This is a genomic window from Cryobacterium sp. MLB-32 (genome assembly GCF_000738085.1).
GTDB lineage: Bacteria > Actinomycetota > Actinomycetes > Actinomycetales > Microbacteriaceae > Cryobacterium.
Genome location: NZ_JPRS01000610.1, coordinates 1 through 2,837, shown reverse-complemented (window position 1 = coordinate 2,837; position 2,837 = coordinate 1). Strand labels below are relative to the sequence as shown.

The 2,837-nt window shown below is 62.5% G+C and carries 3 protein-coding genes and 1 pseudogene; 2 read left to right on the top strand and 2 right to left on the bottom strand.

Annotation, left to right across the window (positions count from 1 at the left end):
• The first annotated feature begins 40 nt into the window (after positions 1-40).
• Positions 41-853: an IS21-like element helper ATPase IstB gene (gene istB / locus JF66_RS20305; protein ID WP_035880723.1), complete on the top strand. Its 813-nt coding sequence runs from the start codon at positions 41-43 to the stop codon at positions 851-853.
• Between the two features lie 9 nt (positions 854-862).
• Here istB and JF66_RS20300 read toward each other — a convergent pair whose 3' ends face one another.
• Together JF66_RS20300 and JF66_RS20295 are read right to left on the bottom strand one after the other, a co-directional pair.
• Positions 863-1,549, bottom strand: a complete 687-nt coding sequence (locus tag JF66_RS20300; protein WP_035880726.1) for a cation transporter — start codon at positions 1,547-1,549, stop codon at positions 863-865.
• Positions 1,546-1,899, bottom strand: a complete 354-nt coding sequence (locus tag JF66_RS20295; RefSeq protein ID WP_035880722.1) for a helix-turn-helix transcriptional regulator — start codon at positions 1,897-1,899, stop codon at positions 1,546-1,548. Before JF66_RS20295 ends, JF66_RS20300 begins: the two co-directional genes overlap by 4 nt.
• A gap of 122 nt (positions 1,900-2,021) precedes the next feature.
• On the opposite strand from JF66_RS20295, the pseudogene JF66_RS20290 reads away from it, so the two are divergent.
• Positions 2,022-2,285 (top strand): annotated as a pseudogene (locus JF66_RS20290) (isochorismatase family protein); the annotation flags it as partial.
• Positions 2,286-2,837: the final 552 nt, after the last annotated feature.

Here is a 2,837-nt window from a genome sequence, read left to right as displayed (position 1 = left end):
CTCCCGCAATCACGTCCACCATGGAGAAAGGAACAGGATCATGACCACCACGACTACCATCACCGCGACTCTCCGGCGTCGTCGGGGACTGACCGAGGAGGCCGCGGACGCTGCCATCGATCAGGCCTGCCGGCGGCTTCGTCTTCCCACGATCCGCGCCGTCGTCGGGGAGACGACCTCGGTCGCCCAGAAGGAGCAGCTGTCCTATCAGGGGTTCCTGGCGGAGCTGCTTCTGGCGGAGTGCGACGACCGCGACCGGCGCTCTTCCGTCCGCCGGGTCAAGGCCGCTGGATTCCCGAGGGACAAGTGGCTCGGGGACTTCGACTTCGACGCGAACCCGACCATCAACCCGGCCACGATCAATACCCTCGCGACCGGCGACTGGGTTCGCCGCGGCCAGCCGCTCTGCCTGATCGGCGACTCCGGGACCGGGAAGTCGCACCTACTCATCGCCCTCGGCACTGCTGCGGCGGAGAAGGGATTCCGGGTGAAATACACCCTCGCGACCCGGCTGGTGAACGAGCTGGTGGAGGCCGCAGACGAGAAGACCCTCGCCCGGACAATCGCCCGATACGGCCGGGTCGACCTACTGATGATCGATGAACTCGGCTACATGGAACTTGACCGCCGTGGCGCCGAACTTCTCTTCCAAGTCCTCACAGAACGGGAGGAGAAAAACTCGGTCGCGATCGCCTCGAACGAGTCGTTCTCCGGCTGGACTAAGACGTTCACCGACCCGAGGCTCTGCGCGGCGATCGTGGACCGGCTCACCTTCGGCGGCAACATCGTCGAGACCGGGACCGCCTCCTACCGTCTCGCCCACACCCGCCAGAATCTGCCGGCCGCCGGCTGAGACGAACTGTCAGCAGCAGTCACACGCCTGAACGTCACGCTCGCCTGTGAGGGCGGAGACGGGGACCTTGCAAGCGTCGCCGCGCCAGGCCTCGAGTCCTTCGCGGACGGCGAAGACGACTATCACCAGCGCTGCGACGGAGTCCGCCCACGCCCACCCGAGCAGGGTGTTCAGCAGCAGTCCGACGAGCAGCGCTGCGGAAAGATAGGAGCAGATCAGAGTCTGCTTGGAGTCGGCGATGGCGGACGCCGATCCGAGTTCGCGGCCGGCTCGGCGTTCGGCGAGGCTCAAGAACGGCATGACGGCGAGGCTCACCGCGGCCAGGACGATGCCGATGGGGCTGTGTTCCGCTTCCCGCAGTCCGAAAAGGGACAGCCCGGCGTCGACGGTCACATAGGCGGCGAGGGCGAAGAACGACCAGGCGATGACCCGCAGCGCGACCTTCTCCCGCTTCTCCGGGTCGGGGGCTGCGAACTGCCACGCGACCGCCGCGGCGGAGAGCACTTCAACGATGGAGTCGAGGCCGAATCCGATCAGCGCCGCCGAGGACGCGACCGTCCCGGCAGAAATGGCGATGACCGCCTCGATGACGTTATAGGCGATCGTCGCCGCCACGATCCACCGGATCCTGCGGCGCAGCAACTGCTTCCGGATTGGGCCGACGACCCGGATCCGGCCGACTGCGGGCGCGGTCATGCTCCCGTCCCGCAGCACAGCGGCACTTCGCACGCCTCGTCGACACAGTCGAGACCGTCGTCGACGGCGAGCACCACGTCGACGAGGGCCAGCAGCGCCCGGGTGACATGAGGATCCGCGATCTCATACCGGGTCGACCGGCCCTCCGGCACGGCTGCGACGATGCCGCAGCCGCGCAAGCACGACAGATGATTCGACACGTTGGACCGGGTCAGCTCAAGCTCCGTCGCTAATGCGCCCGGATAGCCGGGGCGCTCGAGCAGTGAGAGCAGGATCCGTGATCTGGTCGGATCCGCCATCGCGCGACCCAAACGGTTCATCACATCAGCACGGGAGGCAATAGTCAGCATTCACTGACATTACATCGAACGCTGACCTATCCGCAACACCATCAACGCGGTGGGTCCGGCTTAGATTGCCCTAGTGGGTCCGAAATTCCTTGACATAGTCAAGTTTTCACGGCACACCCGATCTTGACTCCTGGCTTCGAGAAAACGCCATCTCTACTATCGTGATCTGCGGCATCACCACCAACCACTGCTGCGAAACAACGGCACGCATTGGCGGAAACCTGGGATACACCGTCTACTTTGCGGTAGATGCCACTCACACATTCGACAGGGCAGACCTCGAAGGCGGCTTAATCAGCGCGGCGGAACTTTCCCGAATAACCGCGATCAATCTCCACGACGAGTTCGCCACCGTCGTCCTCTCGCACGAACTTCTCAACCACTAAAAACGTCCCGCTGAGGGTTGGTCTCTGAGACAAACGGCTTGATGGCTGCTCATGCACCGGTTTCAAGATTCTTCAAATGATTCAACAGCCCGCGTTCTAGTTCGGTCTGAGGCCAGACCCGCCGGCTAATTGCGGGCACATTAGATTTCAAGTCCCATCTGTACCGGTTTGCAACGCTTCGCGATTCCGTCAACGTGATCCATGCAGCATTCGCCCCAAACCCCGCATTTACCCCGCACATTGAGCCTGCCCCTCAGCGAATCAAGTGATCACAATCCCAATGATTCATTGGGATCCATGACCGTATTGAACTCCAATAATTGCCCAATATTTGCCGATAGATAATCGTGGTGTCGCGGGTTCAATTCCCGCTCCCGCTACACATAAAGGCCCTTTGATCGGTAATTCTATCGGTCACGGGGCCTTTCTTTTTGCCCGGATGTTGGCCGACTCCGCTCTAGATTTGAGTTTCGGGGCATGCTCTGTAGCGTGCCCTCTCTCGCATCCGGCAGGTAGTGGGCTTCCCCTTCTCCTAGCGCTCGGAGCGCGGAG